This window comes from Parashewanella sp. 2210YD4-3, assembly GCF_056591735.1.
Map to the genome: position 1 here is coordinate 233,221 of NZ_JBWQOG010000005.1, position 26,010 is coordinate 259,230.

Here is a 26,010-nt window from a genome sequence, read left to right on the forward strand (position 1 = left end):
CAAAAGCATCGAAGACAGTGTAAATTGGTACTTCTTTTGAAACGGAAAGCTGCTTCGTTATCGTTTATTTATGTGAAACGTAGTAACAACAGTTTTGTCTGTCGGTAAGCAACCACACAGCATAAACTCTGCCTTGCATAAGATATCCAATTTATCGCTGCAAAAATAAACACAAAAGATCAACAGCTCCTAATAAGACTCTAAATTTAAATAACTAACTTTCCGCTATTAGCAATTACGGGTACATTAGGAGGGCATACAACAACATGACCATAAGCTGCTTTCCCTTGTGCAGGATGTTGACTAGGTGCGGGGAGCATCTGATCTCTTACTTTAAAGTTAGTTTTTATGATATTTAAAAATACCTTATCAACCTTTTCAGCTAATTGGATCGGAGTCATCCCTTGCTTGTTCTTCAACCAGAAATTCACACTTTCAGAATATACAATGAATTGTTTGGTAACTTCCGAGATATTTGGATGCTGAAAAATATAATGGGCAATAGAATTTCCATCGTGATCTTGAGAATTGAGATCAACTTTACACTCCTCTGTCAGAAAGTCATAGCTTGCTGCATCAGCACAAAAAATACTTAGGTGAATAGGAAAAACCCCCATTGCATCCACACCATCTGAAGCTGAATTGACCCATTTATAACGTTGCTCAGGAAGCAACTTATATATGTTCTCCCAACCAGAAGTTATCGCAATTTCAAAAATATTTAAGCACATTCTATTGCCTTGCACTACAGTCGGATATTTGAAACTCTTTACCATCAAAAAATCATTACTCTCTATTAATAATTGGAGTCTCTTCATTACGAAATCAGCACCTAAGCTTTGACTATTAAGCAAATCCAATAACAACTGAAATAGAAAGTATAAATTGGCTGCTGTTTGCTGATAAGAATAAAGGGAATCAGGCAAGGACTGAATTTGTTCTCTGCAAATAGTTTGCTCAGCTGTAGAAAGGTTGATGTATTGCATGAGCTTTCGCTCTATCTCCCCATTTTGAGTGTTGCCTCTCAGGTTAAGTTTCTCATGTAACGTACTCAATCGACATGAGGGTGGTTCTCTTTCTACAAACTGTTGAATTTTAGGCGATATATGTGGCTTTTCTTTAATTTGGTTTTGAATGATTACCCATGATTGAGTAATTACTCGTCTTTGGTAAGCAATAGAAAGCAGATTTTTAGTGATAAAATCATAAAAATCTTGAGCTGCAAATGTATTTTCAGCCGCATGCTTAAATAACTTTAAAACTTCATCGTGCCTACGCTCATCGGAAAAGTCCACTGCAACTAAGTCTCTTAAAGTCACAGCTCTTGAAGTGCACTCGTCTTCAACCCAAAAGCAACCACAACTATAAGCTCCTTTGAGATTAACTTGCTGGATTTTTGTTCCATTAATGATTCGAATGGGCAAATCAAGATCAAGGCATTTTGCACCCATACCTCTATTAAAAGTAAAACCACAAGTGATGGCTTGAGAAATATTTAACCTAAGCTGAGGAAACGATAATTTAGAGGTGTCATCACTTGTAAGCAGATCTGCAACTGTGTATCCCTTTCCAGCAAGGGCTTCTATCGGCTTTGAAATTTCATGCTCAACACCACGCCGAATCTGTTCACTACAAAACACTTCTAATCGAAAAAAATTATAACTACGAAAAGATACATTAGCCCGTAAACAGCTTTCTATTGTTGTCATAAACGCTTCAATCGATTCATTATTATCAAGGTAGGGATTTCCATTTACTAACGAATTCAATTTTACTTTAATACCTTCCAAGGTCCACACTTCAAATGTGCGAAAAAATACGGATGATGAAATCCGCACATTCGGCATAATCCCTGAAATGATATGGAACACTTTTTCATCTAACTGAGCATGTATACTTGGACTTAGCTCTTCGATATGTTCTCTATGAACACCACGACTCTCTAGTAAATCACAAAATTTATCAAAAAAATTTCCTGTTAAATAAGTTACAATATTTCCGACAGTTACAGCCTTTTCCACTCTAGCTTCAAACCCTTGTAGGTACTGCCGTCGAAATTGGCGATCCATGCTTTCATCTTTACAAAAGGGTATATCGTATTGAGCCGCTACCGAGTTAGACAGTCGGTTTACATGATGCCTGTGGTTCCCCGTATGATATGTTTGGTGGTTGACTACCTGAGACAAGTGCTCAATTGCGGCTTGCCTAATAATCCCCACTCTTGCCATCCTTAGCACTTCTTCAGGGGTATGTTTAGATTCATTAAATGAATTTATTGCCTCAGACAAAGTATGCTCAATGCCCCCCGAACAGGTCGCAATGCTTTCAATGAAATCTTCGATTGATCGTTTTTGTACGCTACTAATGACACTTTTTTTTTTGAAGAATACAGATTAAAGAATGCAATTCTCGGCGGGTTTTTCCGTACATTTTTTCTCGAAATTGAGTCAATATTTCAGGACCAATCTTTTGCTCTACACCATCAACAAATAAAGGTCTATCAAATAAATGATATTTGAATGTATTTATAAAAGTATCAAAACTTGGAGATGTCGATATGCCCTTTTGGCGACAAAAAGATTCAAGCTCCCCTATCTCATAGAGTAAGTGCTGTTTAAATCGTGTGTAAGATCTACTGCCCTCGAACGATCTTAAATCCCTATACCGTTCGCGACTAAATGTAATGACAGGATCAGTATCTTTGTATACAGGTAGTTCACTTTTTGGGGAGTCATATCTACCGACAGGTGTTCCCACACCTAACCCTACAAATTGTGAAGCCGCCATGCTTAACACCTTCAAAAATCTCGACAATAATCATAATGAGTATTTGACCATCATGAGCATGTACAATCCAGTTAAACTCTATTCATCAAAAATTAAGCGCATAACTTGATTAATTTGTTACTGATTGAATTTATTAAAGTAAAGCCTTTTACGAAATGATGTTTTGGAAAAATTTGAGCGATTCAAATGTGATCAACTCAAAGCGTTCACTATTGAATATAAATAACTTTAGCTCTGCATAAGCCAACCTCTACAGCACTAAGTGGCAGGATTGTTCTGAACGATTAGAAAACTCACGCATTAATGGTTCTGCGATTGCTGTAATACGTTTGATATCAGGTAATTGATGGGCAAGTCCAAATAGCTTCATCGAGATGATGTATTTGTCAGAATCTGGTAATACATTGATGTAGCCACGTTCTTCTAGTACCACTAACATTCTGAAAAGTTCAGATTTTTGTCGCCTTAGAAGATCACTGATTTATCTTAAACTTAAGCCCTCTGATTGGCCAGCCATTAACTCAAGAATATCTAATCCTTTACTTAGCGCAGGTGCCGAATATTGCCATTTTTTCTGTTTCCAACATTGTGTAGTCCATTTTCTTATTTTTTAATGGGTTGTATTAAACCAAATACAACACGAATTTACGACCGTTTACCATCACCCCATGTATAAAGAATGTTTTTATTGGAATCGACAGCAACAAAATTGGCTTTAGCACTGGGAGTAATCTGCCCATAATTATCTAACCCAAGCGCTTTCGCTGGATATAAACTTGCCATTCTTACGGCTTCAAACCAATCTATTCTTGCAAACTCAGCAGCATTATTCACCGCAGAAATCATATCGAGATCGGAACCCGCCAAAGAGCCAGCAGCATTGACACACTTACCCTCTTTTGAATAAATTTTTTCGCCATTTAAATAGAAGTAGTCTTTATCCGATCCCACTGTCGCCATAGCGTCCGTCACTAAAATAGCCCCACCCTGCTTTTTACTTCTCACAGCGACTTTTAACGAATCAGGGTGCATGTGGTAACCATCGGCAATAATGCCAAACCAAGAATCATCATGAGCTAAAGCCGCCCCAACCATTCCCGGTTCACGGCTATTGAGTTGTGTCATAGCATTAAATAAATGGGTAACACCTGATATTCCAGCTTTAAAGCCATCCATTGCTTGTTGATAATTGGCCGCACTATGACCAGCACATACGATGATCCCTTTTTCGCATAATTTTTGAATCATCGATGACGTCGTTTGCTCAGGTGCTAATGTGACAATGGTTTTGCCATTTTTTAACGAACAAACTAAGTCAAAGCCTTCTTGATCTAACAAGCAAATTTTATCAGCATCATGAGCGCCTTTTTTCTCTACACTTAAAAAAGGCCCTTCTAAATGAATTCCAAAAATTCCTTCAACACCTTGATCTATTGCAACATCGACGGCTGCGATGGCTTTTTCCATCACGTGATAATCATCAGTGATTAAGGTCGGCATTAAGGCACCTGTGCCAAACAAACGATGCCCCTGAGCCATCGTTTTGAGTGTTTCAACAGTTGGGGCATCATTAAACATCACCCCACCACCGCCATTGACTTGTAAGTCAATGAAACTTGGTATCAATAAATTTCCCTTTAGATCTATTTCTACTTCAATACTTTCATCTAAAGTATTCATAGGAGTGATTGATACGATGCGATCAGGGTCAAATACAACGGCATGCTGTTTATGCAACTGGTATCCATCAAAAACATTGGCATTAATAATGGCTTTCATTTAATTACTCTCTACTTTTCCAGTTAAAGCTGCCCCACGGACACCGCTAGAGTCACCAAATTGAGGAGGCAAAACTTGAGGGGACTTTAGATCACCAAACAAATATTTTTCGATAAATTGAGGTAATTCTTGATATAAATACTCGATATTAGACAGACCACCACCAAGCACAATAACATCAGGATCGAAAGCCAACATTTGCTGAGCAAGAAACTGCCCCAAGCAATCGAGATAACAATTCATTACATTTATAGCTTCAAGGTTATCTTGTTTTAAATCTCTGACAATCTCGTGCGTGTCAGCGTAAGAAAAACCAAGATGTTGGCTGATAAACAACAAACCCGAACCAGACAGGAACTTTTCGTAGCAACCTAATAGTCCACAATTACATTGCGGTATTGGAAACAAATACTTTTGCTGAAGAGTGGCATGAATACAGGTGTGGCCAATTTCACCTGCAACAGCAGATTTTCCATAGTGAATTTGCCCATTGATACACAAACCTGCAGCAACACCTGTTCCAAGCACAACACCAAGTACCGTCTCGCTTTTATGATTTTCACGAGCCATAGCTTCTGATAAAGCGAATGCTCTAACATCATTCACGAACCCAACTTTTCGCTTTAATTTTATCTCTAAATCGTGCTGTAACTGCTTGCCACATAAACAAGGAATGTTAACGGTGGTTACGATTCCAGCTTTATCAATCACCCCCGGCAAACCTATACCTACCGAGCCTTGAGTACCAAACTTTTCGTCCGCTCGGTAAACCATATTTTGTATCGTTGATATAAAAACAGAGTAATCCTTGGTGGGCGTAGGTACTCGCCAACTATCCAATATATTCATATCAGTATCGAATATACTGATTTCAATCTTTGTACCGCCAACATCAAAGCCATACATCAACATATTGGGCTCGCCTTACTTTGGTTTGAATTAATTATAAATAAACGACAACACTATCACGGTTAAGAAATTTAACTCAATTCCTTAACCTGCTCAGCAACTCTTTGATAATATTCTGTGTTTTGTAATTTTGATGCAGAGCTTTTATCCAATAGTACAGTGACATTAGGGTGCATTTGCAATATAGACGCCGGACATGAAGCTGAAACAGCACCTTCAACAGCATCACGTACCGCCTTAGCTTTGCCCTCACCAGTGGCTACCAATATAATTTTCTTAGCTTCCATGATGGTGCCAATGCCCATAGTCATTGCTATAGTGGGCTGAATTTCACCAGCATCAAATAAACGACTATTAGCTTCAATGGTAGAACTAGTGAGTGTCTTTAAGCGGGTTCGGGATGCAAGGCTAGATGATGGTTCGTTAAATCCAATATGACCGTTGTGCCCGATACCAAGTAACTGAAGATCAATACCATTTTTTTCAGCCATTTTTGCTTCGTAATTTTCTGCGATTTCTTGATTCTGTTTCGCATCGAAACACACTGGGAAGTGAGTATTTTCCTGTTGAATATCGATGGAGTCAAACAATTGTTCACGCATAAAGTATTGATAGCTTTGTTTGTTCTCTGACTTCAACCCAACGTATTCATCAAGGTTAAAAGTTGAAACATCTTTAAAGCTTACTTCACCATTATTAAACTTTTCGATTAATTTTTGATACGTTTTGATCGGCGTTGACCCAGTAGCTAACCCCAAAACCGCTGATGGTTTTACGGCCAATAAATCAGTAAACATGCATGCCGCACGTTCAGCTACTAATGTTTCATTCTCAAAAATGATGACTTCCATCTTTTTCCTACTGTCTCAGGTACATTTTCTCATATTAGTTAAACGGTTGCTGATGACATAAAAGGAAGAATGGTGCGATAAGACAACTGTCCGTGACAGGAAGTCACGGTCGTCAGCACATGGGCGTGCGCTTCTGTTGGCGTTCGCACTATTTTCCTTGTTTTCGTAACTATAAACATACGCAAAACATCACTAGCAAATGTAACTCTAACCAATCACGCCTTTGGTTAAAATAACATTGCCATATAACCGAGTTTCATTGGTCACTACTACAGCATAGGCGTTTTTCACTTGTTCATAAAAAGCGAATCGTTCAATGCTTTGGTGTGGAACTTCACCACCTTGGCCACTTGATGCAATCTAATAAAAATCAGAAACAATTTCAGGGACGGCCATAGCATCTCCAACCACTTGCATCGTATGAACGGGCGCTTCCACATAAGTATCTAATGGCAAAACTGATACTATGGCTTCTAACGCTTGAGTTGCACTAGCACCGTCGAGACGTACTAATCGCTGAGCATGGCTATCTGCAGGAAAGTTAGCATCGACAATCACTAAACCTGAACAAAAGAAAAACAATATGATTAGCAAAAAAACTTAATCATGAAGAAGGCATATAAAACAAAGTTTGCAGGTTCTTTGCTAGCTGCTTGGGCATTAATGGCAATGAGTCAATTTACAACAGCAGCTATTCCATCTGAAGTTCAATGGATGCAAGACGCAAAATGGGGAATTAGCCATCACTACCTTGCAGGTGGTGCTCTAGATAGTGCTTGGTAAAGCATTCAAGACTACAATAAGTGGAATAACTAGGTTAACGAATTTGATGTAGACGCTTATGCCGATTTAGCAGAGAAAATGGGGGTAAAACGGGTGAGTTTAACCAAGATATGCATGCAACACAGGTAAACGGAGCATACTACACATACAACTTTACTGGTGAGAGCATTGTTGTCGCAACCTCTAAAGCTGGTGACGAAGCTGATGTGGAAGAGTTTGTTAATGGTGTAGCACGAGGCGTAATTGATACTCATTCAGATGACAGGCAGGTACAACAAGTTATTTACATCTCTTTGAAAGTGAACACATACAATTGAAGTGTATAAGCATTCTGGCAATTATATGCTAGTTGATGAAGTGCAGTATAAATAAACTAACTTCGTGAATCTTAAAGTCCATAATCGTAAGATTATGGACTTTAAACATAAGCCGCAAATTATTTGCTATGCATTACTTATTATTAGTTTAATTTACAACCTCTGTGATCTTTACTATTTAGATAAGTAACATCATTAGCAGAAGGTCCAAACTCGCTTACATCAATCGTTTTGCTGTTATTTTCAGATTTTGATTTGAAAAACTGATACAACACTTGCTCGTCAATAAGCCCTGAGTTATCAATCACTTCAGCATCAACAAATTGATTAGATGAACCAACCAACACTGGAAAACCATCTCCTCCTGCAGCATTAAAGCCCGGAATGGTAAAGCTGTAAGTGTCATTTTTACTAAATGGTTTGCCATTAATTTCTGATAGTTTAGCTGTTCTTTGCTTGCAATCGACGCTCATCTTTAACCCTACAAGCTGAGCATAAGCACCTGACTCTATTTGATTAGATGCAACAAGCCCTAAGTAACTAGCAAGGTCACTTCCATTCATTGTCACTCTGTAAACTTCATTTCCAAATGGTTGTACAGTGAGAATATCACGATAAGATACATGTCCTTTCTCTATTGAAGCACGCACCCCACCAGAGTTCATAATTGCAAAATCAGTGTTATGAGCTTCCTTATGGGCAATCGCAATTATATGCCCTAAATTAGTCTGCTGAAAACGGACTATTGATCGCTTTCCTTCAAGTCTATCGCTGATTTTGGCAATCTTAACGTCGAGTTTTTTCTGCCCTTTATCCTGATAGGGCTGCAATTTTGCTTTTACCTCTGGATCAGGTTCAATGTATTCTTCAATAAACTTACGCTTTCTATATGAATCTTGTTCCGTTAAATTTACTGGAATTAACTCATAATCAGCAAGATGCAACTTTCCACTGAAGTATTCAAAATCTGCTCGCCCAATGTATTTACCCCACTCATGCGCTTGCATGATAAAAGTGCCATTTTGAATATCTGGCGTACAATCTTTACCAGCTTTAAAATTGGAGTAACGATTTGAATATGGCTCCATACAAACAGGGTTTTGAGAGTGTCCCCCGATTATTGCTTGTAAATCACCTTTGTTAAGGCCACGAGCTAAAGAAACGTCACCAGGAGCATTGCTGCCATGTTTTCCGATAATAAAGTGCCCCATATGTGTGACAGCCATAATAAGGTCTGCTTTATTCCCTTGCTTAATTTCTTTTATGACTTTCTTCATTTCAAACAAAGGATCAGTAAAAGTAAGATCAGCAATAAACTGAGGATTACCAAGCTTGGCTGTATCTTTTGTTGTCAATCCAACAACTGCAAGCTTTAGATTACCTACATTAATTATTTTATAAGGCTCGAAATAACGAACCAATTCACCTGTTACTGGATCATTTTTATAAATATTGGCAGAAAGCATAGGGAAGTTAGCTAACTTTCTTTGCATATCGAGTACGCTAAGTTCATTATCGAACTCATGGTTACCAACGGCCATTGCATCGTACTTCATCATATTCATACCGATGAAATCTGGCACTGCATCTTGTAAATCAGACTCGGGCACGCCAGTGTTAACGTCTCCACCAGAAAGTAAGATTACCTTGTTGCCCTGTCGATTAATTTCTTCTCGAATTGATTTAATCAGTGTTGCTCTAGCTGGCATCCCATATTCATTATGCTTGTTATGCCAAAAGCGACCATGATTATCATTAGTATGCAAAATCGTAAATTTTAAGCATTGATCGCCATAGTCTTCACATTGAGGAACATCGTTTGCCTGATAATGTTTAACGCCAAGAAATATCACCGAAAAACAAAAGGATGCTATGACAAATCCTTTGACTAATAGGGTGTTCATGTTACGACCTTTTTATTTTAATTTTTTTTAGAATTTAATAAGTGCGACACCTTATCAGCAACACACAAAATCGCAACATCAAAAGTGAAAATAGTGTTAGCTTTATGTTTTTAAATTTCTCCATCGCTGACTATTGAACTGAGCTAAACAACAATCACTTCCCTAGCATTCGATTTAGTGTTTCATCTCTATGATAGAAGTGATGCTTAATCACGGCAGAAATATGCAGCGAAACAATAATCGCAAGTGCCCACATTAAAAATTTATGAATATCTTCACCTATGGTGGCCAAAGCATGGTTCAAAGGAATGGCTTTATGAGTGATAGGATCAATATTCGTTGACACAAGCACATGGCCAAAAAAAGCGATACCGTGGCCACTCGCACCGGACATTATCATTCCTGATAAAGGAAAAAGTACGGTTATAATGAGCAAGGTAACATGTACACTGCGGCTCAACATTTTTTCATAATTTTCCATTGGTGCTGCAGGAGCAAACCATCCTTCTTTTAATCGCCAAAAAATCCTAATAACAGCAAAGAAGATGATGAGTACTCCAAACGATTTATGCCATGGGAACAGAGAATGTTCTTTAAATGTTGTCATAAACCATCCAAGAAACAGCATTCCTAGCATTCCAACTCCTAATGTCCAATGCATAACAATAGTCATTTTACTTAGCTTATTAGGCATAATGTTATCTAACTGAGGAGTGATAATTGTGTTGTAAAACAGGCAGGATAATATGTCCATTAACCTATGCTGACAAAGCATTAAGGAATGTGAAGCAAAATAAAAAAAGGGCTTTCGAATTAAAACGTGAAAGCCCTGCTGGAATAACTATTGCAACGGCATAAGGAGCAGCATGTTGCCATTGCTCAAACAATAAATGACCAATCCCCAATAAGAGCGAATAAATCATTGCAATACTCGCTAAGCAAGCAATTGAATTATCTTTTAACCCTGAAGGTAGCGGCGTAATTCCTGTCATTTCACGTACTTTTTTCCAACCCGGACCGTGTACTCGCAAGCGCCCATAGAACTTAACAGTTGGCTCTTTCGCTGAAGTCAGTAAAGTAACAATTATTGTTAACATAACAGTAGTTAGAGCTGTAATGAGCATTCTCACCGCAAACCAACGTTCTTCATCGACATAAGGAAGAATAAAGAGCAATGCATTACCTACAATCGCAGCCGTTACTAATGCGGCAATCTCAGAATAAACATTTATTTTCCACCAGTTACAACGAATAACCTGAACAAAGGCAAGTGGAATCACTACCACAACAATATACTCATAAGCTTGAATAATACTGGTAACCATGGTCGTTTCAAACAGTGCCACAATAGTCAATAACAGCATGCTGACTCGAGCCGCTGCCACATAGTGTTCTTTAGGCTTGTCTTTAACTAAATACGGCGAATAGATGTTATTAATGAGATACGAAGACCCCCAATTTAATTGGGTATCTAATGTACTCATAAACGCTGCCAATAATGAATGTGAATTTAGATGAGTTAAAAAGAAAAATAGAAATGGCGGCTGAAACCATTACTTATAAATATATCGAAGCATACAGCTAATTCAGACACAGAATCACAAAACACATCCCAACATTTGAAGAATAAAACACCAAGCTGTTTTTCAATTCTCATTGAGTATTGCTTAACGTATCATCTGAAGTGATAATCAAGCAGTAAAGACGAGTATCTATATTTGCCAACAATAAAGGACACACATGAACAACAGCGAACAGCCAACTTTATTGTGGCACGATTAGTAGCTTTGTTCTGTATTCACTTGAAAATAAAGGAATAAATTTTAGTACAAATGGACTTGATGCACATCTGTTTTTGAAGCGTTAGTATTTCTCAGCTTGTAGCATCCATGAAATTAATCAGACAGTTACTTAGCTATACTGAATTGATATCACCTACCTTTGGTTATCGTTCGGTTTTCCAAAACAACTTTCTTTCGCATACTAAATCTTTAGTGTATTTCATTCAAACATCATAATTAATGCTAATTCACAACCCCTCATAAGATTTCGAGCAAAAAACGCTCAAACAAACTTTACAGTTATAACTCTTCTATAAACTGACAGTCTATTACGAGTAAAATATCTTTTATTTCATAAGAAAAAGAAAATGATGAAGAAGTCACTAACAATTCTATTCTGTATGCTAACTGCACTTTTGCTTCCTGGTTGTGCTTTGAAGCAAAAACCCAATTATGCTCTTATTGACGGCAAAGCATATTGGACAGCAGGAGATTCACTTCGTAAAAATAAAAGTATCCCTCTTTATAAAGGCGATTCACCTAACTTTAAAGTTCTTCGTGAGATTAGCTTCGCAAAAAATGATTCCTTTGTTTATGTTGATGGATCACCAATCGCATTTTCAGATCCTAAGACATTCAAATATATTAAAAATAGCTTAGGTTACTCAAAGGATAAGAATCATGTATATTTATGGGGCGACCCGATTCTCTTCGCAGATCCAGATACTTTTAAAATCCTTGATTCAGGTTTTTCTAAAGATAAAAGCTTTGTTTATTATAGAGGTGAAGTCATAGAAGGTGTTGAACCTTCAAAGTTTAAGGTACTAAAAACTAATCCAATACGCACAGCTGATTTCGCAAAGTCTGAAGGCCAAGGGATTATTGAAAGCGAGTCTTTCAAACTATGTTCTCCCGAATCTTTTCCAAAAGTGGCTAAAGAGAAGTGGTCAAGTGATAATAAATGCGCGTATTGGTTTGCAGATGTGGTCAGCGATGAAATTGATAGTAAGACCTTCGAGGTACTCAGTACATATTATGCAAAAGATAAAAATCATGTGTACTCTCCCCTTGGAATCGTTCCTGATGTCCATCCAAACGATGTCCAAATTCAACACGCAGATTTAACGACCAAATCATCAGCTAAGGTATGCTATACCAAAGGAAATAAGGTTGACTGCAAGCTGCAAAAACAGAAGCAAGAAGTGTATAAACAAAAAAGTTTTTCTGAAAAGTTTATTGATCTAAATATAAACGAAAGAAAAGTACTACAAAGTTTTGCCTTAAAGAATAAAAATGAAACTATGAACTTTGTTGTACAAATGTCAGGCGAAAATATTCTTAAACCTGATCAAAAGCCAATTTCTTTACCCAACAATTTTAAAGCTCAATTTGTTCACACAGATAGCACTAATAAAAACCCTTTTTATTACCAAGTGACATCAAAAAACAATAAAGAAACGGTTTTAACTATTTTTGAAAGAGGTGAAATCGAACCCTTAGTGAGAATATACAACAACGAGCAAAAAATAGTTAAAGAACAAGTTAGAGCGTTCGGGCTACTAAACAAACATTATCAAACTGGTAAATGTCTAATTACTATTGGTAAATGTGAAGAAATCAGAAAGGGAAAATTTAACCCTAAAACTTCTGATTTTGATATAAGTGTAAAAAAATACACCATCAGCTATAACAATGGAGTATGGAAGCGTGTATCCCATAGAAAGGGGAAAAGGGCTTTCGTTGAATACTATATTTTAGATAAGTACGGCATTGAAGCATACTATTTAGAGCTTTTCGACGGAGAAATTAGCTCTGAATACATCAGAGAACAATGGGTTCCTAAAATGACAAAGCAAATCATGAACAGGCTGATTTATCTATAAGAATTATTCAGTATAAAATTAACCCCAGATCTGATGTGACACCTTATATAAAATTGGTTACTGTCATATCAGACCTGAGCTACTACATCTAATTTCTCTTAACTATAAGCTTAGCTTCATTTAACATAATGAATATATAGGATTCACTTGGTTCCTTTGTTGAGGCAACTTTTATACATCTCCCTCTATTTTCAGGCTGAATTGCTATTTCAATTTCTCTGAGACTAGTAATACAAGAGCTCATAACCTATACCTAATATTTTCCCTTGCATAATACCTCCAAAGAAGTAAAATTAATTGAACAATGATGCGCATCACGCTACACTTTATATATGATCAAATCTTTTAAACATAAAGGTCTAAAAAAATATTTTGAAACTGGTAATACATCAGGCGTACAAGCAAAGCACCAAAGAAAGTTACGGATGCAGCTTGCAGCCATTGATACTGCTAAAGAAATTGACGATATAGACTTACCAGGCTTTAAGCTACATTCTTTGAAAGGTAACCGAGAAGGTATTTGGTCTATAACTGTTAATGGCAACTGGCGTATTACTTTTGAATTTGTAGACGGAAATGCTTACATTCTTAATTATGAGGATTACCACTAATGACTATGCATAACCCTCCTCACCCCGGTGAGTTCATTTATGATATTTATCTTGAGCCATCAGGTTTAAGTTGTCGTTTTCTTGCCAAGCAACTTGATGTAGCATCTTCAACATTAAGCCGAATATTGAAAGGTCAGAGTTCTATTTCTCCTGAAATGGCACTACGTTTGTCCAAAGCTCTGGGAAGATCACCTGAGAGTTGGTTAGCAATGCAAGATAATTACGACCTTTGGCATGCTAAGCAAAATTTGAATCTCGCAAACGTACAACCTTTAAATTTTGCTGTAGCCTAAATCTAGACATTAAAAGCTAACTAAACACGTATAAACAGCAGCATTTATTCATATACAATTGAATATAAATAAAATTTAAACTAAAAAACAACAGCAAACACACTCAAAAATCAAACTTTAAGTACAGTTATAAGTATAAAATTAAAACTTAAATATAAAATTACGGTGAAACCATGAAAAATCCAAGTTTGCTGTGGCACGACTTCGAAACTTTCGGGGCAAGCCCTGCCAAGGATAGACCTTCTCAATTTGCGGCGATTCGTACAGATCTCGATCTCAACATTATTGAAGAGCCTATCAGTTTTTATTGCAAGCAATCTCCAGATTATTTACCTCAACCTGAAGCTATACTAGTCACTCATATCACACCACAAATTGCCAACACTCGAGGCGTACCCGAAGCTGAATTTATGGCTCGAATTAATCAAATATTCAGCCGACCCAATACTTGTGTTGTCGGCTATAACTCGCTGCGGTTTGATGATGAAGTCAGTCGTTATGGGTTTTATCGCAACTTTATCGACCCTTATGCACGTGAATGGCAGAACAATAATTCTCGTTGGGATTTAATTGATCTTGTTCGAGCTTGTTATGCTTTGCGCCCAGATGGAATTAATTGGCCAGAGAATGATGATTGCAGCCCAAGTTTTAAACTTGAACGCCTAACCGTTGCTAATGGTCTAGCTCATGAAAATGCTCATGATGCAGTATCTGATGTAAAAGCGACAATTGCACTAGCCAAGTTAATAAAAGAAAAACAGCCAAAACTATATGAGTATTATTTTAACTTGAGACGCAAGCAAGCTGTAAGCTCACTAGTTGACGTAGTAAATATGCAACCTTTATTACATGTGTCTTCAAAAATACCTGCAATTAACGGCTGTACCACATTGATTACGCCCATGGTTCACCATCCAACCAATAAAAACAGCGTTGTTTGTGTGAATCTCGCAATGGATGTTTCACCTCTTTTTGAATTAAGCGTTGAAGACATAAAACAAAGAATGTTCACCAAACGAAGTGAGCTTGCGCCTGATGAGCTGCCAATACCGCTTAAAGAAATCCATGTGAACAAATGTCCATTCATTACCACGGCTAAAGCGTTAACTGATAGTCATGCTGAACGGCTTGATTTTGATTTAGGCTTTGCTCGAGAGCAATATAAGCGTTTAAAACAATCTAAAGAAATTAGACAAAAACTAACCGAACTATTTAGTATTGAAGATGATCGCCCTTCTTCTTCAGATCCTGACATCATGCTTTACTCTGGAGGCTTCTTCAGTCATGCCGATAAAAACAAAATAGCTATGGTTCAACAGACTAAACCTGAAAATTTAGCTGCTTTAGAGCTTCATTTCGAAGATGAACGTTTGCCTGAAATGTTATTTCGTTTCCGTGCAAGAAACTACCCAGAAACGCTTTCAGATATAGAAAATGAGAAATGGCGTGAATTCTGTCAAGATAGATTAAATAACCCAGAGTATATTGTGCGTCTAGAGAACTTATTGCATGAAACTGCTGAAGACGAACAAAAACAAAAATTACTTCAAGCACTTTGTAAATATTTACAATCCCTTTAGGGTTAAAAACATCATAAATTGAAACCTATTAAACATAAATAGGTTATAAATGAGAGTGTTGTCTCATTAAGTTCTAGTTAAGTTATCTAGAATCAGAGGCATTAAATCAAATATCAAATGAGGAAAAGGGAATGCAGGATAGATTTGTAGACAGCATCGCCCAGCTACCACCTTTATTAGCACAAGCATTAGTGCCTGTTTTAAATGAAAGTTTTTCTGGACATATAGACGCTAAACAAATCGAGCAATTACAAAGGATGTCAGGCTTATCTGAAGATAAACTTATCTTTTCTTTGCTTCCGATAGCGGCCAATTTGGCTACTCCGTTAATCAGTAAATTTTACGTTGGAGCTATTGCTAAAGGCATTAGTGGTGATATTTATATGGGAGCAAACTTAGAGTTCCCAAACGAATCTCTCAGCCAAACGGTTCATGCAGAGCAAAGCGCGATTAGCCATGCTTGGATGCAAAACGAGAAGCAAATTACCGATATTTTCATCAATTACAGTCCTTGTGGCCACTGTCGTCAATTCATTAATGAATTGGTAAGCAGTTCAAATATCCAAATCCATTTGCCAGAGCAAACCACTCAACCAATGAGCCATTACTTGCCTTATGCTTTTGGTCCTAAAGACTTAGATGTCACCACGCCATTGCTTATTTCTGAGGCTGTACAGCTTAAATTAATTAGTGAAGATCCCCTGATTCTTGAAGCAACTCATCAAGCTTCAAAGAGTTACTCTCCATACAGCAACAACCATGCTGCAGTGTCGTTAGAGTTAAACGATGGTACGATTATCTCGGGTCGATACGCAGAAAATGCGGCTTTCAATCCTTCTATGTTGCCAATGCAGGTTGCTTTGTGTGATTTAGTAAGAAGGAATAGAGATTTTTCTGAAATCAAACGCGCGGTTTTAGTTGAATCGGCATCAGGAAAGATCAGTTTGGCAAATGTCAGCATGAATGCCCTTCACGATATTACCAACATCGAGCTTGAGCATGTGACGGTTGAGCCAGAGTAAAAATTAGTAATTGTTTAGATAGCGCAGCAACTCTCTGCTGCGCTTTTTTATTGAAACCTAAACTCCAGCTTCTTTCTTAGTTTGACTGTATTTTGGGAAACACTAAATAACCTCAGCTCTGCATAAGCCAACCTCTACAGCACTGCTACTTATGCGTATTTCTGTGTTAGAACAGCCCGAAATAGACTGGCTATTACGAACTGTTCTGCCTTGAACTACACAAAATTAGCAGCACTGTAGATAAAAATTTAAGGTTTGTATTGTAAATCATAATGTTATTGATTTCGTTATACAGAGCTGAGGTTAAATAAGTAAAAATTTTACTCTCATTATGCATCTTCAGGAGCAACCTGATGTCAACAATGAACAGGTGTCCTCCAATATATAATCTTTATATCAACTATTTACTTAATTTTTCTAATCGAGCCATTAAACTCGAAGTATCCCACCGGCTACCACCAATATTTTGAACTTCCGCATAATATTGATCCACCATTGCCGTTAAAGGTAAAGCACTGCCATTCTTTCTGGCTTCATCCAAAGCAATGCTTAAATCTTTACGCATCCAATCTACAGCAAAGCCAAAGTCGTACTTGCCTTTGAGCATAGTTTGATACCGATTTTCCATCTGCCAGCTCTGTGCTGCCCCCTGACTTATCACCTCGACTACTTTTTCACCATCAAGCCCAGCGCGCTTGGCAAAATTAAGCCCTTCTGCTAATCCTTGCACTACGCCAGCAATACAAATTTGGTTTACCATTTTCGCCAATTGCCCAGCTCCAGTATCGCCAATCAATTCTGCACAACGCGCAAATGACTTGATAACAGGCTTAACCGAATTGAAAACAGATTCATCCCCACCAGCCATTACTGTTAATACACCATTTTCTGCACCTGCCTGACCGCCTGAAACCGGTGCATCAATAAAATCTATATCATGCTGCGCTAACGTTTTGGCCAACTCTCTTGCAACTTCAGCCGAAGCTGTCGTGTGATCAACCAAAATTGAGCCCGGCTTCATTCCAGCTAAAGCACCTTTGTCACCTAAAATAACTTGCTTTAAATCTTGATCATTGCCAACGCATGTAAAAACAATATCTTGTTCAACTGCAGCTTCTTTTGGTGATAGCGCTACCTTTCCACCATTTTCTACGACCCATTGCTCAGCTTTTGCAGTAGTTCGATTATAAACAGTTACTTGGTGACCATTATTTTGGAGGTGAGCCGCCATTGGGTAACCCATAACCCCTAACCCAATAAATGCAACATTAGCCATATTTTGCTCCATTAACTTAATGTTTTAAAAATTGATTTTAAATTGTTATAAATTTTTGCGTGTGATCGAAATAAACCATGATAAGTCTTACTGTACTCACTTTGTGGTAAATAGCGCTTTGACACTTTCATCATGTCTTTTCGTGCTGAAAAAAGATCGGAATAGCATTTTGTTGCAACAGCACTGCACATTGCTGCACCTAGTGCTGAAGCTTCAGGGGTAGTAATGACTTCAACTGGCTTTTCAAGAATATCTGCTACCATCTGCACCACTTGCTCACTTTGACTGCCACCACCGCTGACTCTAACTAACTGTACAGGATACTTATGCTGTTTCTCTAAGCGTATCAATGCCGCTTTGAGGGTAAATATTATCCCCTCAATAGCGGCTCGATATAAGTGATAGCGAGTATGTTTAGGTGTAAAACCTATAATACTTCCTCTTGCTTCAGGCCCCGGAAAAATAACCCCTTGAGACCAAGTTGGACTTAACAACAATCCGCTGCAGCCTGGTTCAATTTCTTGAATTTTGCTGCAAATATATTCCTCAACTCCTACATTTAACTCCTCGGCCTTTCTGATGTCTTCATCACCAAATTGCTCGATTAGCCAAGTTAGTAACCAGAACCCACGTTCTAATTGAATTTCATTCATATATTGGCCTTCGACCAATGACGGGAATGATGGCATGAAACGAATTGTTTCTTGGTATGTTTCTAACCCAATACTAATGCTTGCTGCACTGCCTAAGCTGATGTTTGCAACGCCCTCTTCTCCCGAACCTGTGGCAAACATTTCACACGCTTTATCTGCGCCAGCAGAGGCTACCGGAGTATGGATATCTAAACCTGTTTCTTTAGCAAACTGCTCTGAAACATTTCCAACAAGCTTGGCTGCAGGTGTTAAGGGCATCATCTGGCTGTATGTACACTCTAATGCTTGCCAGCGCCAACTGTACTTATTGGCCCAAGTCAGATCTTTATATTCAAACGGCAAGTAAGCCACTTGCGATGCAACACTATCTGTTAATTTTCCTGTAATTCGTGACAAAAAAAAGCCACTGAGTAATGCGACCTTGTCTGCAGACTTTAGAAGCTCGCCCTGATGCTCTGCAAGATAATTTACTTTAGCCGTTTGACGCAAAAATTTAATACGGTCATGGAAACCAATCATTCTAAATGCAAGCTGAAAATACCAGCTCATTGGCTTTAAATTCTCTTGAGTGGCTAATCGAGTATCTGACCACATATAGAGAGGAGAAATTGGCTGCTGTTTTTTATCCAATAGCAAAGTGCAAGCTCTTTGCGTGGTAATAGATAAACAGGCAATTTGTTTCGGTAAGATTTCTGTTTTTAACAACAGCAGTTTTATTGCGTTAACGAGCTGCTGATAACAATATTCAGGTAACTGCTCAGCTGCCCCTTCTGAATTAGCAATAAACGGCTCTACTTTACTCTGCACTTTAGTGTGAATATTACCATTTTTATCGAATATTATTGCTCGAACACTCTGCGTTCCATAATCAAGGGCAAGAAAGTAAGGTTTATCCATTCTGTTCTTCTTATTATTTTTGTGAGAGCTGGTTCACATTTTTTGTTACTAGATAATGCCAAATTAATGTCTCTTTCGCAAAAGGCTAACACCATGACTCATATAAAAAAGATCATATTCACTAGCTTCATTTGTGTTATTTGCTTTACTGCATCTGGTGCACAGCATAAACCAAACTGCTTATTTTCTCCCGACAAAAATGGTTTATGTCAATCTGGATTCGTCTCAAACTGTAAATCGACCTTATTTTGCTCAAAACAAAGAAAATCCGAAGCGGCTCAAGTTTGTGCGAGCCACCAATTAGATATTCCTGCAGACAGAGGTGGATTAATAAAAGGGTGTTATTTTGGTACTGCAACTTGTTATTGTAAGTCGACAGATAACACTAATTAACGTTTCTGTTGTAGAAGCAAACGCTCAATTAGCTTTACTTGCTTCTGGATTTGAATTTCTCGACCTCGAAGCCTCACCTGTTGTCGATACAATCTGGCACTTTCAGTCTTGGGTAATCTATCTTGAGCCCTAAATCTGATGGATAACCGAACTTGATCAACAAACAATGGAATTTTATCGACTTCTAGCATCCATGCTTCATCTACAATATTTGCCAACTTTTCATGAATATCCCACTTAGGAGCGTATTCTGATTTGCATTTGTTCCTTACTGGAACAAATGTTTGAAACGGAGGTTTACTATGATTTTTTTGTGGGGAACATTTAATAGAGCTGCTTCCCTTAGTTGAGTCGCAGCTCGGAGGATAATTTAGTGGTCTTGTAATCATTTGAGATACGACTTATTCAATAAAAGACGTCATTTCGTCAGAAATTTGCTTACGCATTTCAACCAATTTCAATGCAGAGTCTCGAAGATAAATATCACTTTCAGTCTCAGGTATCCATTCAGGGACTGGTGTGGATTTGCCATTACCATCGACTGCAACCATGATTGTCAAGCAATGGGTTTTTAAATACCTGTCTGTTTCTTTGGGATCACCAGCCTTAACTTCAACACCTATATGCATAGAGGTTCTACCTGTATACAGAACTTTAGCCGTGATTTCTACAATATTACCTACATAAATTGGCTCAACAAAGCGAATGCCACCAGCATAGGCCGTAATACAATATTTGCCACTCCATTGAGTTCCGCATGCATAAGACGCTAAGTCAATCCATTTCATCACTGCCCCACCATGCACTTTACCACCAAAATTCACGTCCGATGGTTCAGCCAAAAACCTTAGTGTAATTTCTCTTTCTTTACCTTCCATTATTCGCACTCCAATTCTCTCATCCTTTAGAAGTGTAGATAAAAGTTAGTTTTTAGCGCAAATTATATTCTTATTGATTGCTAGAAGTTTATGATTTGTAGAAATGATAAATAGATAGGTTTTGCAATACATAGATAGGAGGAATAGTTTGTTAAAACAACTCAAAGCAATTAATTACTTTGAGCTGTTTGGTCATTATTTTTATAATGAGTTAACAAACATAATCAACTGTTCTCTTTCCTTAACGTTTAACGCCATAAAATCCTTTCTCGACTTTTCGGCTTCACCACCATGCCAAAGAATGGCTTCTTCAATTGTGGCAGCACGACCATCATGTAAAAAACCTGCTCTTGGGTTAACCGCTTTAGTCAATCCTATGCCCCATAATGGGCGAGTACGCCATTCATTGCCATCAGCAAGAAAATCTGAACGACCATCAGCCAAGCCTTCGCCCATATCGTGCAGCAACATATCGGTAAATGGGTAGATAGTTTGTGACTTCAACGCCTTAGACATGTCCTTGCCACCGATTTTCCCTTCTGCTTTAGTTACAAATTTAGGAGTATGACATCCTGTACAATTAACGGTATCAAATAAGCGAGCGCCTTCTCTTACATCAGGATCTTTTACATTTCGACGTGCTGGTACCGCTAATGTTTCAGAGTAAAAGACGAGAGAGTCACTAAACTTTTCATCAACTTCTGGTTCACCATTCGGTCCTTTCCCCGTATCTAGGTGACCAGTTCTCGACAGGTATTTCTCGTGTAAATCCGTCCCCTTTACGCTTTCATCAGGAAACAATGGATTGGTGATACCAATATCACCTCTTAACGCACCTAATGACTGAACACGAACGCTTGGTGTATTCGCTTTCCAACCAAAACGACCTAAAGAAACAGGGTTATTGTCACCCGCTTTCGCTTTTACCGGATCGAATACATAGTTTGCTTTACCCGTTATCCCATCATTATTTTTGTCTTCTACATCAGCATTCGCCAAAATCGAAGATTCTGGTATCGCTTCTAGTAAGCCCAATCCGAATACAGGCATGCCATTTCGCCACCCCATAAGTACATCAGCTTGACCTAGTTCAGAAGCGGAAAAGTTTGCCGGAGAATCATAGGCATTCTCAACTTCGAATAAAGGCTTTTTCAATTTAACCTTTGTGCCATCATCATAGATCACTTCTGAATATTCGTATGAAAGGTAAACATCAGCTTGACCTTTAAACTTGTTTTGCTCCCAATCTGGACGAGCCTGTAACACCCCACGGTGGAATAGTTGTCCGCCAAAATTAGGAACGGGAATTGGCGCACAATAATTATTTTCCTTGGTACCATTTGTACAAGCCTCTTCAGACTTTTTAGAAATACGTAAAAAGATACCTGCACCACTGCCTAGCAAAACTCGCGTTTCACCATCTGGAATGACTATCGTCGAGTTTCTTCCATCTCTTTGATGGCAAGCATTACAGTTAATATTGTTGAATACTGGTCCTAAACCGTCCAGCTCAGGATGTTCTTGACTTGGTGCTGTAACAAAGGACGTTTCAAAGTTGGCATCACCTTCTTCGTGATGTTTGATTTCTGCTTCTGTTAAGTTAGGTGCTGGTGTAGAAAAACCATGCCCTGAATTAGATGCTTCAGTCGTGGTTGTATCACCACCTAACAACTCAATATTTGTATATGAAGGGTATGATTTACCATTACCATCCTCATTAACTTTGCTACCACTTCCACCACAAGCTGTTAGCCCCATTGCTACAGCAAGTGCGATAGATATTCTTTTTTTATTTTTGTGTGCATCCATCTGTCACATCGCTCCACATTTGTATTTTTGCTCAAACAAAACAGGGACGAGTTATGCGCTATAACTGTCCCTGACTTTTTTATTCCATTTATTGCGCTAAGTGTTATTTAGCATCCCAATTCTTAATTAGCGGTACGACTTCATTTTCTAAACTCGCTTTTAAAGCCGCTAATGAATCAACAGCGGTTTTTACGCGCTTACGGCCTTCAGCATCTTTAATTGCTTGGCGGAAAGGCATATTGTTGTCACCAGCAATTTTTTCAATGTTAGTGATAGAGTCATTGATTTGCTTAGTCACTTTATCAGCAAGAGCAGAGTTACCCGCCTTTACAAAATCAACGATACCTGGCTTATCTTTGCTACCTGTAAACTCACCTTCCCAAACATTTTTTACACCTTTGATGTTATTTGCGAAGTCAATTAACGAGTTCCAAGAGTATTGAGATTCAACTTTTGATGTATCAACATTATCGATAGAGCCACCGAATGGCTCAGCAATTTTCGCTTCACCTACTTCTTTGGCGATACCAACCATGCCTTGTACTAGCTCTTCAATCACACCAACTTGAGAAGAATAGGTTGGGCTTGAAGCAACGTTCTTTAAACGTTCAGCAAATGGAGTTTCGCTGGTAGCATCTTTGAATTTGTCTTTCCAAGCTTTTTCAAGATCTGAGGTATAATCACGTAAAACCTCAGCAAGCGCTTTTAAGTACTCTCTTTCTCTAGCCGTAGATTCTGAGAATGCTTTTTCATTGTCATCTTTTCCATCACCAAACAATAAGTACTCCATTGCGTGGAAACCTTGAACGCCATCTCCCCAAGTTTTAACTGTCTCGGCATCAAAAGAATCGGTACCATCGAGCTGTTTTTTCAAGTCAACAGTATCAAGTGGCCAAGAGTCTAGATGCGGATCAATTTCTAGCGCTTCAATCGGACCAAAAATATGTGACTCACCTTGCTCCCAAGGCTGGCGAGCTGCTTTCCATGCGTCTTGAACTCTTTGCCAGTTTTCAGCATTTGGAGTTGCTTGAAGCGTTTCAGTTAACTGGAATAGTTCAGAGCCTTTCATCGCTAGATTCGAGTAACCAGCAACGATAACGTCATCAGTTAAGTTCACGATCATATCTTGAGCTTTATAGCTGAACTTGCCATCATCTTTTTTACCCGAACCACCACAAGCTGCTAATAGGGTAACTAAAGACACTGCAATAATTGTTTTTTTCATTACTTGATTTCCATTCATCGTTAAGATTATTTATAAAGAAAATTGATAGCCAACACCTAGATTGAAAAAGTAGGTATCTGGTATTTCATGAACTGCAATTTGTTTTCTACCCGCTTCGGCTTTAAGCACAATTTGAGGAATTGGGAAATAATTGACACCGAGGCTAGTCCACGTTTGCTCAAAACGTTTTGTAGCAATACCGGACTCCACTTCTTTTACTGGATTTGAGTAATCAATGTTGGCAAAAACAGTGACCGGAACATCAAAATATTCTTTTAAGTCAACGCCTGCTTCAACAAAATAAGCAACAGCCTTTGAGCCTACTTGTGAGAATCCGCCAGGTCTTAACCCAGGGGTAGTTTTGTTCGCTAGAGTGATTTCATCAGCATTAGAAAGTGTGCCGTAAAGGTATTGACCTCTTAAAATCCAAGGACCTTCAACATAAGCTCCGGATAAAGCCGCAATTTGAATAGTCCCATCCCCTGTAATACGACCATCATTATGGCGATTGCCAGCAGAGAAACCGTAATAATAAGCCGCACCTATTGCTAAACCTGTTTCTTTGAAGTTACCGTAGTCAAGGTGAACAACACCGGCAAAGTCATCGGCGTTTACTTGTTCAAATCGAGTTTGATGACCAGTACTTACCCAGCCGTAACTTCTAAAGTATTCTGAATTTAAGCCATTAATGATTTGAGCTTGATAATTAAAATCACCTAATTGACCAAAGACTCCAACACCAAACTCATTCCAAGTTGTCGGGATCAACGTCGCTTCACTTTTGTGGCGCATGACAGTTAGATGCTGATTAGGTTTATGAAGAATGGTTCCTAAACCTACTGGCACATGAATGTTACCGAACTTGATGCCGAAGCTGTCCGAAGGGCGATAACGGAACTGTGCCTTTTCAATAACAACTTCACCACCAGCCTCGATTTCAGATTCAAACTCACCTGCTTCTTCAAAGCCGTCATATTCTAGCGTTGCGCCTGTACCACCATGTTCAAACTCTACTTCAACCTCAAAGTCCCACTCATTGTCAAACCGGTAACCAAACTCAGTAACAATTCGCTCTAAATCAAAGCGTCCTCGTCGAGTTGGAGTGGTATCTTGAGCATTTTCAAATATTTCATCATTGGTATAAGTAGCAGAACCATAAGACTTAAAAGTAAACTTGCTAATGTTTTCCGCTTTTTTGGCTGTTAATACTTTTAGAGCCTCTGACTCAACTTTATTTTCAACTTGCTGTTGCTTAACTTGCTCTAATTCGGCTTTCAACGCTTTTAGCTGAGATTCTTGTGCAAGTATCATCTCCTCTAACCTGCTTGTATCAGCAGCATGCACAACTCCTGAAAGCCCAAGCAGAATCCCTACTGCAACCAATGATTTTCTCATTTAATCAATTCTCCAACATACCGTTTACAATTACAGCTGGATCTTAAACTAAATGATAATGATTTGCATTTGTTATTTTATATTGATTTGCAAAAAATACTTTTCTTTGATTTATTCGAGGTTTTAACCTTTTTTGTGACATAAATTCATATTGACATAATATGTCTCAGCGTATAATTTACATTTTTAAACAATAAATATAAAAAGCTGATAACATTCAGCCATTAATTACAAAAAAGGACTTAATGATGAAATCTGCCACTGTTTTCGGTGCCATTACCGATATTTTCTTATCTCCAACTAAAGCTTTTAACGGGCTAAAGGAATCTAAAGGTTGGTCTTGGACCGCTTTCGCATTGCTTTTGGGGCTCCAAATTGTCGGAACTACTTTGTTTTTCTCTTCAGCTGACCCACAATTTTTGGTTGACCAACAAGTATCAGCACTGTCCTCCGACTTATCTGCACAAGAAAGAGATGGTGCTATTCAAGGTATTGAGATGATGAAGGACTCCACCCAATGGTTATACCTAGGTTTTGGAGCTATTGGCTTAATCTTTTTTACCGCGGTTTTTGCCGTATATTACATGCTGATTAGCAAGCTGGACCCAGACTCTGATTTTAAATTCGGAGATTGGTATGGGTTCACAATGTGGGTTCAAATGCCGAATATATTTAACTGGATAGGCGTGATCATATTAGTTTTAACGGCTTCATCAGATCAGCTATATCTTACGATGTTTCAATTTTCATCAATTAACCAGCTTTTGTTAGGGCTTGAACCTTCTTCAGCATTTTATACGTTGGCAGATAGCATAACCTTATTCGCTTTATGGGGAATTGCACTCTCTGTAATCGGACTTAAAAGTTGGACAAACTTCACTACTTCAAAAGCCGTTATTTTGGGTGTACTCCCTTCAGCGTTAATCTGGGGTATCTGGTTTATCATTGCTTTAGTTTAAGACAACTGCTTTCCATTACACCAAG

25 protein-coding genes and 1 pseudogene are annotated in these 26,010 nt (G+C 38.3%); 9 read left to right on the top strand and 17 right to left on the bottom strand.

Features of this window, described 5'->3' with window-relative positions:
* Positions 1–206: 206 nt before the first annotated feature.
* The 7 genes and pseudogenes from AC1EU0_RS09930 to AC1EU0_RS09960 all read right to left on the bottom strand — a co-directional run bounded on the left by AC1EU0_RS09930 (position 207) and on the right by AC1EU0_RS09960 (position 6,884).
* Positions 207–2,288 (bottom strand): hypothetical protein, encoded by a 2,082-nt coding sequence (locus AC1EU0_RS09930; RefSeq protein WP_480302237.1) that lies wholly within the window; start codon positions 2,286–2,288, stop codon positions 207–209.
* Between the two features lie 73 nt (positions 2,289–2,361).
* Positions 2,362–2,787: a hypothetical protein gene (locus AC1EU0_RS09935; RefSeq protein WP_480302238.1), complete on the bottom strand. Its 426-nt coding sequence runs from the start codon at positions 2,785–2,787 to the stop codon at positions 2,362–2,364.
* Positions 2,788–3,037: 250 nt separating this feature from the next.
* Positions 3,038–3,226: a hypothetical protein gene (locus AC1EU0_RS09940; RefSeq protein ID WP_480302239.1), complete on the bottom strand. Its 189-nt coding sequence runs from the start codon at positions 3,224–3,226 to the stop codon at positions 3,038–3,040.
* A gap of 206 nt (positions 3,227–3,432) precedes the next feature.
* Positions 3,433–4,566, bottom strand: coding sequence for an N-acetylglucosamine-6-phosphate deacetylase (gene nagA, locus AC1EU0_RS09945; RefSeq protein WP_480302240.1), 1,134 nt, complete (start codon positions 4,564–4,566; stop codon positions 3,433–3,435).
* On the bottom strand, positions 4,567–5,478 hold the full coding sequence (locus tag AC1EU0_RS09950) for an ROK family protein (protein ID WP_480302241.1): 912 nt from the start codon (positions 5,476–5,478) through the stop codon (positions 4,567–4,569).
* Positions 5,479–5,546: 68 nt separating this feature from the next.
* A complete protein-coding gene (gene nagB / locus AC1EU0_RS09955; RefSeq protein WP_480302242.1) occupies positions 5,547–6,326 on the bottom strand; it encodes a glucosamine-6-phosphate deaminase in 780 nt (259 codons plus the stop codon).
* A 207-nt stretch (positions 6,327–6,533) separates the two neighbouring features.
* A pseudogene (locus tag AC1EU0_RS09960) lies at positions 6,534–6,884 on the bottom strand (RbsD/FucU family protein).
* Positions 6,885–6,932: 48 nt separating this feature from the next.
* Here AC1EU0_RS09960 and AC1EU0_RS09965 point away from each other — a divergent pair.
* The gene (locus tag AC1EU0_RS09965) at positions 6,933–7,109 is read left to right on the top strand and encodes a hypothetical protein (RefSeq protein WP_480302243.1); all 177 of its coding nucleotides are present in this window, start codon (positions 6,933–6,935) and stop codon (positions 7,107–7,109) included.
* A 110-nt stretch (positions 7,110–7,219) separates the two neighbouring features.
* Positions 7,220–7,426 (top strand): hypothetical protein, encoded by a 207-nt coding sequence (locus AC1EU0_RS09970; protein ID WP_480302244.1) that lies wholly within the window; start codon positions 7,220–7,222, stop codon positions 7,424–7,426.
* Between the two features lie 143 nt (positions 7,427–7,569).
* Here the strand turns inward: AC1EU0_RS09970 and ushA are convergent, their stop codons facing one another.
* From ushA to AC1EU0_RS09985, 3 genes are all read right to left on the bottom strand, one after another.
* A complete protein-coding gene (gene ushA, locus AC1EU0_RS09975; protein WP_480302245.1) occupies positions 7,570–9,330 on the bottom strand; it encodes a bifunctional UDP-sugar hydrolase/5'-nucleotidase UshA in 1,761 nt (586 codons plus the stop codon).
* Between the two features lie 154 nt (positions 9,331–9,484).
* Positions 9,485–10,084, bottom strand: coding sequence for a cytochrome b (locus AC1EU0_RS09980; RefSeq protein WP_480302246.1), 600 nt, complete (start codon positions 10,082–10,084; stop codon positions 9,485–9,487).
* Between the two features lie 4 nt (positions 10,085–10,088).
* A complete protein-coding gene (locus tag AC1EU0_RS09985; protein ID WP_480302247.1) occupies positions 10,089–10,814 on the bottom strand; it encodes a hypothetical protein in 726 nt (241 codons plus the stop codon).
* A gap of 665 nt (positions 10,815–11,479) precedes the next feature.
* Between AC1EU0_RS09985 and AC1EU0_RS09990 the strand changes: the two genes are divergently transcribed.
* From AC1EU0_RS09990 to cdd, 5 genes are all read left to right on the top strand, one after another.
* Entirely contained in the window at positions 11,480–12,994 is a 1,515-nt protein-coding gene (locus AC1EU0_RS09990; protein ID WP_480302248.1) for a DKNYY domain-containing protein, read from the top strand.
* A gap of 332 nt (positions 12,995–13,326) precedes the next feature.
* Positions 13,327–13,605 carry a type II toxin-antitoxin system RelE/ParE family toxin gene (locus AC1EU0_RS09995; RefSeq protein ID WP_480302249.1) on the top strand — a complete coding sequence of 93 codons (279 nt, stop codon included), beginning with the start codon at positions 13,327–13,329 and terminating at the stop codon, positions 13,603–13,605.
* Complete coding sequence (locus tag AC1EU0_RS10000; protein WP_480302250.1) at positions 13,605–13,898, top strand: HigA family addiction module antitoxin; 294 nt, start codon at positions 13,605–13,607, stop codon at positions 13,896–13,898. Before AC1EU0_RS09995 ends, AC1EU0_RS10000 begins: the two co-directional genes overlap by 1 nt.
* A 173-nt stretch (positions 13,899–14,071) precedes the next feature.
* Positions 14,072–15,478: an exodeoxyribonuclease I gene (sbcB, locus tag AC1EU0_RS10005; RefSeq protein WP_480302251.1), complete on the top strand. Its 1,407-nt coding sequence runs from the start codon at positions 14,072–14,074 to the stop codon at positions 15,476–15,478.
* A gap of 131 nt (positions 15,479–15,609) precedes the next feature.
* Positions 15,610–16,500, top strand: coding sequence for a cytidine deaminase (cdd, locus tag AC1EU0_RS10010; protein WP_480302252.1), 891 nt, complete (start codon positions 15,610–15,612; stop codon positions 16,498–16,500).
* Between the two features lie 400 nt (positions 16,501–16,900).
* On the opposite strand, the gene AC1EU0_RS10015 is transcribed toward cdd, so the two are convergent.
* A complete protein-coding gene (locus AC1EU0_RS10015; RefSeq protein ID WP_480302253.1) occupies positions 16,901–17,776 on the bottom strand; it encodes an NAD(P)-dependent oxidoreductase in 876 nt (291 codons plus the stop codon).
* Between the two features lie 11 nt (positions 17,777–17,787).
* Positions 17,788–19,326: an FGGY-family carbohydrate kinase gene (locus AC1EU0_RS10020; RefSeq protein WP_480302254.1), complete on the bottom strand. Its 1,539-nt coding sequence runs from the start codon at positions 19,324–19,326 to the stop codon at positions 17,788–17,790.
* A 93-nt stretch (positions 19,327–19,419) separates the two neighbouring features.
* On the opposite strand from AC1EU0_RS10020, the gene AC1EU0_RS10025 reads away from it, so the two are divergent.
* Positions 19,420–19,719: a hypothetical protein gene (locus AC1EU0_RS10025; protein ID WP_480302255.1), complete on the top strand. Its 300-nt coding sequence runs from the start codon at positions 19,420–19,422 to the stop codon at positions 19,717–19,719.
* Here AC1EU0_RS10025 and AC1EU0_RS10030 read toward each other — a convergent pair.
* The 5 genes from AC1EU0_RS10030 to AC1EU0_RS10050 form a co-directional block, all read right to left on the bottom strand.
* On the bottom strand, positions 19,716–19,937 hold the full coding sequence (locus tag AC1EU0_RS10030; RefSeq protein ID WP_480302256.1) for a hypothetical protein: 222 nt from the start codon (positions 19,935–19,937) through the stop codon (positions 19,716–19,718). The two genes, AC1EU0_RS10025 and AC1EU0_RS10030, sit on opposite strands and share 4 nt — an antisense overlap.
* Positions 19,938–20,120: 183 nt before the next feature.
* A complete protein-coding gene (locus AC1EU0_RS10035) occupies positions 20,121–20,597 on the bottom strand; it encodes an acyl-CoA thioesterase (RefSeq protein ID WP_480302257.1) in 477 nt (158 codons plus the stop codon).
* A 201-nt stretch (positions 20,598–20,798) separates the two neighbouring features.
* Positions 20,799–22,406, bottom strand: a complete 1,608-nt coding sequence (locus AC1EU0_RS10040) for a di-heme oxidoredictase family protein (protein ID WP_480302258.1) — start codon at positions 22,404–22,406, stop codon at positions 20,799–20,801.
* A 103-nt stretch (positions 22,407–22,509) separates the two neighbouring features.
* Complete coding sequence (locus tag AC1EU0_RS10045; protein WP_480302259.1) at positions 22,510–23,631, bottom strand: imelysin family protein; 1,122 nt, start codon at positions 23,629–23,631, stop codon at positions 22,510–22,512.
* A 30-nt stretch (positions 23,632–23,661) separates the two neighbouring features.
* Complete coding sequence (locus AC1EU0_RS10050) at positions 23,662–25,026, bottom strand: hypothetical protein (RefSeq protein WP_480302260.1); 1,365 nt, start codon at positions 25,024–25,026, stop codon at positions 23,662–23,664.
* Positions 25,027–25,271: 245 nt separating this feature from the next.
* On the opposite strand from AC1EU0_RS10050, the gene AC1EU0_RS10055 reads away from it, so the two are divergent.
* Positions 25,272–25,985: a YIP1 family protein gene (locus tag AC1EU0_RS10055; protein ID WP_480302261.1), complete on the top strand. Its 714-nt coding sequence runs from the start codon at positions 25,272–25,274 to the stop codon at positions 25,983–25,985.
* Positions 25,986–26,010: the final 25 nt, after the last annotated feature.

What these genes read in the sequence shown, in the direction of transcription:
- AC1EU0_RS10045 (WP_480302259.1), bottom strand. Translation starts at nt 23,631, where the DNA reads ATGAAAAAAACAATTATTGCAGTGTCTTTAGTTACCCTATTAGCAGCT.
- AC1EU0_RS10050 (WP_480302260.1), bottom strand. Translation starts at nt 25,026, where the DNA reads ATGAGAAAATCATTGGTTGCAGTAGGGATTCTGCTTGGGCTTTCAGGA.
- AC1EU0_RS09990 (WP_480302248.1), top strand. Translation starts at nt 11,480, where the DNA reads ATGATGAAGAAGTCACTAACAATTCTATTCTGTATGCTAACTGCACTT.
- AC1EU0_RS09985 (WP_480302247.1), bottom strand. Translation starts at nt 10,814, where the DNA reads ATGAGTACATTAGATACCCAATTAAATTGGGGGTCTTCGTATCTCATT.
- AC1EU0_RS09940 (WP_480302239.1), bottom strand. Translation starts at nt 3,226, where the DNA reads ATGTTAGTGGTACTAGAAGAACGTGGCTACATCAATGTATTACCAGAT.
- AC1EU0_RS10040 (WP_480302258.1), bottom strand. Translation starts at nt 22,406, where the DNA reads ATGGATGCACACAAAAATAAAAAAAGAATATCTATCGCACTTGCTGTA.
- nagB (WP_480302242.1), bottom strand. Translation starts at nt 6,326, where the DNA reads ATGGAAGTCATCATTTTTGAGAATGAAACATTAGTAGCTGAACGTGCG.
- AC1EU0_RS10020 (WP_480302254.1), bottom strand. Translation starts at nt 19,326, where the DNA reads ATGGATAAACCTTACTTTCTTGCCCTTGATTATGGAACGCAGAGTGTT.
- cdd (WP_480302252.1), top strand. Translation starts at nt 15,610, where the DNA reads ATGCAGGATAGATTTGTAGACAGCATCGCCCAGCTACCACCTTTATTA.
- AC1EU0_RS10000 (WP_480302250.1), top strand. Translation starts at nt 13,605, where the DNA reads ATGACTATGCATAACCCTCCTCACCCCGGTGAGTTCATTTATGATATT.
- AC1EU0_RS09965 (WP_480302243.1), top strand. Translation starts at nt 6,933, where the DNA reads ATGAAGAAGGCATATAAAACAAAGTTTGCAGGTTCTTTGCTAGCTGCT.
- AC1EU0_RS10035 (WP_480302257.1), bottom strand. Translation starts at nt 20,597, where the DNA reads ATGGAAGGTAAAGAAAGAGAAATTACACTAAGGTTTTTGGCTGAACCA.
- AC1EU0_RS09970 (WP_480302244.1), top strand. Translation starts at nt 7,220, where the DNA reads ATGCATGCAACACAGGTAAACGGAGCATACTACACATACAACTTTACT.
- AC1EU0_RS09950 (WP_480302241.1), bottom strand. Translation starts at nt 5,478, where the DNA reads ATGTTGATGTATGGCTTTGATGTTGGCGGTACAAAGATTGAAATCAGT.
- ushA (WP_480302245.1), bottom strand. Translation starts at nt 9,330, where the DNA reads ATGAACACCCTATTAGTCAAAGGATTTGTCATAGCATCCTTTTGTTTT.
- AC1EU0_RS10025 (WP_480302255.1), top strand. Translation starts at nt 19,420, where the DNA reads ATGACTCATATAAAAAAGATCATATTCACTAGCTTCATTTGTGTTATT.
- AC1EU0_RS10015 (WP_480302253.1), bottom strand. Translation starts at nt 17,776, where the DNA reads ATGGCTAATGTTGCATTTATTGGGTTAGGGGTTATGGGTTACCCAATG.
- AC1EU0_RS09995 (WP_480302249.1), top strand. Translation starts at nt 13,327, where the DNA reads ATGATCAAATCTTTTAAACATAAAGGTCTAAAAAAATATTTTGAAACT.
- nagA (WP_480302240.1), bottom strand. Translation starts at nt 4,566, where the DNA reads ATGAAAGCCATTATTAATGCCAATGTTTTTGATGGATACCAGTTGCAT.
- sbcB (WP_480302251.1), top strand. Translation starts at nt 14,072, where the DNA reads ATGAAAAATCCAAGTTTGCTGTGGCACGACTTCGAAACTTTCGGGGCA.
- AC1EU0_RS09935 (WP_480302238.1), bottom strand. Translation starts at nt 2,787, where the DNA reads ATGGCGGCTTCACAATTTGTAGGGTTAGGTGTGGGAACACCTGTCGGT.
- AC1EU0_RS10055 (WP_480302261.1), top strand. Translation starts at nt 25,272, where the DNA reads ATGATGAAATCTGCCACTGTTTTCGGTGCCATTACCGATATTTTCTTA.
- AC1EU0_RS09980 (WP_480302246.1), bottom strand. Translation starts at nt 10,084, where the DNA reads ATGGACATATTATCCTGCCTGTTTTACAACACAATTATCACTCCTCAG.